This window comes from Streptomyces sp. SPB074 (assembly GCF_000154905.1).
Lineage (GTDB): Bacteria > Actinomycetota > Actinomycetes > Streptomycetales > Streptomycetaceae > Streptomyces.
Genome location: NZ_GG770539.1, coordinates 2,870,765 through 2,874,652, shown reverse-complemented (window position 1 = coordinate 2,874,652; position 3,888 = coordinate 2,870,765). Strand labels below are relative to the sequence as shown.

The window sequence follows — 3,888 nt, the reverse complement described above, 5'->3', positions numbered from 1 at the left end:
GCCCACCTCGTGGACGCGGACGGCGTCCGTTTCATGACCGGGCAGCACGAACTCGGGGAACTCGCCCCGCGCGACATCGTCGCCAAGGCCATCACGCGCCGGATGCGCGAACAGGGCACGACGCACATGTACCTCGACGCCCGGCACTTCGGCGCCGACATGTGGGAGAACCGTTTCCCCACGATCCTCGCCGCCTGCCGCGCCCACGGCATCGACCCCGTCACCGCGCCCGTGCCCGTCTCGCCCGCCGCCCACTACGCCTCGGGCGGCGTCCGCACCGACACCGAGGGCCGTACGACGGTGCCGGGGCTCTACGCCTGCGGGGAGGTCGCCTGCACCGGCGTCCACGGCGCCAACCGGCTCGCGTCCAACTCGCTCCTCGAAGGACTCGTCTACGCGGAACGCATCGCCGCGCACCTCGTCACGCGCCACCGCGCGGCGGCGGAACGTTCCCCCGCCGCGAGCGCGCCGGACGGGCAGGCCGCGACAGACGCGAGCGAACCGGTTCGCGAACCGGTTCGCGACCGCGTGCGCACCGAGGTGCTCCAGTACGCGGAGGACCGTTTCGCCGTGCAGCGCGCGATGAGCGAGGGCGCGGGCGTGCTCCGCTCGGCCGCCTCGCTCCGCGCGGCGGCCGAGGCCCTCGACGCGCTGCGCGCCCGCTCCCTCGCGGCGGCCGGACGCGACGGGGCTTCCGCCCCGGGCGACGCCCGGCCCGCCGAGCCCGGCGTCGAGACCTGGCAGGCCACCAACCTCCTCACCGTCGCCCGCGTCCTCACCGAGGCCGCGCTCGCCCGCGAGGAGACCCGGGGCTGCCACTGGCGCGAGGACCACCCCGAGCGCGACGACCCGGACGGGGCGCGGCATATCGTCGTCACCTTGGACGCCGCGACGCACACCCCGCGCCTGCGCCCCACGAGCGGCACCACCTTCCCGCCGACCCGCCCGCACGACTGACCCCCTCACTCGTGCGGGTGAGACTCCCGCCCGGCCCGGGCGGCCCCGTCCCCCCGGTACCGGCCGCGCGCGCCGTACGACTGTCGTGCGTACCGCCCGGTACGCCCGGACGGGCAGCCGACCGTCCGTGCGAACGCGTACTCTCCGTACGCACGCACGTACCCGCGACCGCCCGGTCCGCCGCGCCCGGCGGCGCGGGCGGTCACACTCGTACGTACCGCACGACCACGCACCGCGCGACCGGTCCCGCACGACGCGCACCACCCGGTCCGCGCGCACCACCCGCCGGGCGCGCACACGACGCCCGCACGACCCGTACCACCCGTACCGCACCAGGAGCCCAGAGCGTGAGCACCAGCCCCGAGCAGCCCGAGCCGACCGAGCCCATCCCCGCAGCCGCGCCAGGGGCCGTGCTGCCGCTGCTGCCCGCGAGCGACGGGGAGGCGGACGGCGGCTGCGGCGCGGGCTGCGCCTGCGGCGCGCAGGACGCCGACGACCACGGGGACGACGAGGACGTCTGCGGCCTCGACCCGGCGCTCGCCGCGCTCCTCGCGGCCGGGGGCCTCGACCCCGTCCACGTCGAGGACGTCGCGTACCTGACCCTCGCCGAGGACCTGGACGGCGGCGAGGACGTCACCTCGCTCGCGACCGTCCCCGCCGACGCCGTCGCGACCGCCGACTTCACCGCGCGCGAGAACGGCGTCGTCGCCGGGCTGCACATCGCCGAAGCCGTCATCTCGCTCGTCGCGACCGAGGAGTTCGAGGTCGAGCGGCACGTAGCCGACGGCGACACCGTGCACGCCGGGCAGAAGCTGCTCAGCGTCACGACCCGCACCCGGGACCTGCTCACCGCCGAGCGCAGCGCCCTCAACCTGCTCAACCGCCTCTCCGGCATCGCGACCGCGACCCGTGCCTGGGCGGACGCCCTCGCCGGGACGAAGGCCCGCGTGCGCGACACCCGCAAGACGACCCCGGGCCTGCGCGCCCTGGAGAAGTACGCCGTGCGCTGCGGCGGCGGCGTCAACCACCGCATGTCCCTCTCGGACGCCGCGCTCGTCAAGGACAACCACGTCGTCGCCGCCGGGGGCGTGGCCGCAGCCTTCGACGCGGTCCGCACGATGTTCCCCAGCCTGACCGTCGAGGTCGAGGTCGACACGATCCACCAGCTCCGCGAGGTCCTCGACGCCGGCGCCGACCTCGTCCTGCTCGACAACTTCACGCCCGCCGAGACCGAGGAGGCCGTCGCCCTCACCGCCGGGCGCGCCCTGCTCGAATCCTCCGGGCGCCTCACCCTCGACAACGCCCGCGCCTACGCCGCGACCGGCGTCGACTACCTCGCCGTGGGCGCGCTCACGCACTCCGCGCCGATTCTCGACGTCGGCCTCGACCTGCGCGAGCCGGACAACGGCTGACCCTTCCCCCCCCCTCCGCCCCCGCCTCCCCCTCCAGGACACTCGCGATGCTGCTGACCATCGACGTCGGGAACACCCACACCGTGCTCGGTCTCTTCGACGGCGAGGAGATCGTCGAGCACTGGCGGATCTCCACCGACTCCCGCCGCACGGCCGACGAACTCGCGGTCCTCCTCCAGGGCCTCATGGGCACCCACCCGCTCCTAGGCATGGAACTGGGCGAGGGGATCGACGGCATCGCGATCTGCTCCACCGTGCCCGCCGTGCTCCACGAGCTGCGCGAGGTCAGCCGCCGCTACTACGGGGACGTGCCCGCGATCCTCGTGGAGCCCGGCGTCAAGACGGGCGTGCCGATCCTCATGGACAACCCCAAGGAGGTCGGCACGGACCGCATCATCAACGCGGTCGCCGCGCAGCACCTCTACGGGGGACCGGCGATCGTCGTGGACTTCGGCACGGCGACGACCTTCGACGCGGTCTCCGCGCGCGGCGAGTACACGGGCGGGGTCATCGCCCCCGGTATCGAGATCTCCGTCGAGGCGCTCGGCCTGCGCGGCGCGCAGCTGCGCAAGATCGAGCTGGCGAGGCCGCGCAGCGTCATCGGCAAGAGCACCGTCGAGGCGATGCAGTCCGGCATCCTCTACGGCTTCGCGGGCCAGGTGGACGGCGTCGTGCAGCGCATGGCCCGCGAACTCGCCCCCGACCCCGCCGACGTCACCGTCATCGCCACGGGCGGCCTCGCCCCGATGGTCCTCGGCGAGGCCGAGGTCATCGACCACCACGAACCCTGGCTCACGCTGATCGGCCTGCGCCTCGTGTACGAGCGGAACGCGGGGCGGCGGTGAGGCGCGCGGCCCGGGGCTCAGCCGAGGGGGCGCGCGGGTGAGGTGAGGGGGGCGCGGGACGGGGGCGCAGGACGGCACCGCGCCCCGCCCCGAGACGCCACCGCCCCAATAACCACATTTTCGTCCGTTATGTGCGTATCGTCCTTCCATGCCCACGCCATACGGATCTTCCCGGGGCGGCATGGTCTTCGGCGCGGACGAAGTGCGCGTCGTGCGTCGTGCCCTCGCCCTCGCCCTGCTGCCAGGACCCTCCCGCCCGGACGACGTCCGCGACTGCCTCCGACTCTCGCGGGCGGTCGACGCCGCCGTGGACGAGGCCGCGCGGCTGCGGGCCTTCCTCGTGGCCGACCTCGCGCGCTACCGCGACGCCCTCCCGGGCAGCCTCGCCGGCTACCTCCCCCTCCTGACCGAGGCGCTCGACGCCGGGTACCAGCCGGGACCCGACGACCTCGCCTCCCTGCGCGCCGTGCGCCACGACCCGGCGGCCGCGCGACTCCTCGTGCGATGCCAGGACCTCGCCGAGCAGGCGGTCCGGGCCCGCCTCGCGGGCCGCGCCCTCGCCCCGGGCCCCCGCACCCCGCTGCGCGCCCTGCCCGGCGGCCGCGCGGCCGACGAGCCCGCGAAGCCCGCCCCCGCCAAGCCCGCGCCAGCGAAACCGGCGACCCCGGCCCGTA

Annotated in this window: 4 protein-coding genes; all 4 read left to right on the top strand. The window is 75.4% G+C overall.

What is annotated here, in order from left to right; all coding sequences use genetic code 11:
• A partial coding sequence (locus SSBG_RS11775) for an FAD-binding protein (RefSeq protein WP_037869525.1) occupies window positions 1–957 on the top strand: 957 nt, incomplete at its 5' end.
• A gap of 347 nt (window positions 958–1,304) precedes the next feature.
• Complete coding sequence (gene nadC / locus SSBG_RS11770; protein ID WP_008746361.1) at window positions 1,305–2,369, top strand: carboxylating nicotinate-nucleotide diphosphorylase; 1,065 nt, start codon at window positions 1,305–1,307, stop codon at window positions 2,367–2,369.
• A gap of 47 nt (window positions 2,370–2,416) precedes the next feature.
• Window positions 2,417–3,214, top strand: a complete 798-nt coding sequence (locus SSBG_RS11765; protein WP_008746360.1) for a type III pantothenate kinase — start codon at window positions 2,417–2,419, stop codon at window positions 3,212–3,214.
• 181 nt (window positions 3,215–3,395) lie between these two features.
• Window positions 3,396–3,888: hypothetical protein (locus tag SSBG_RS11760; protein ID WP_050776757.1), on the top strand; the 493-nt coding region annotated here is incomplete at its 3' end.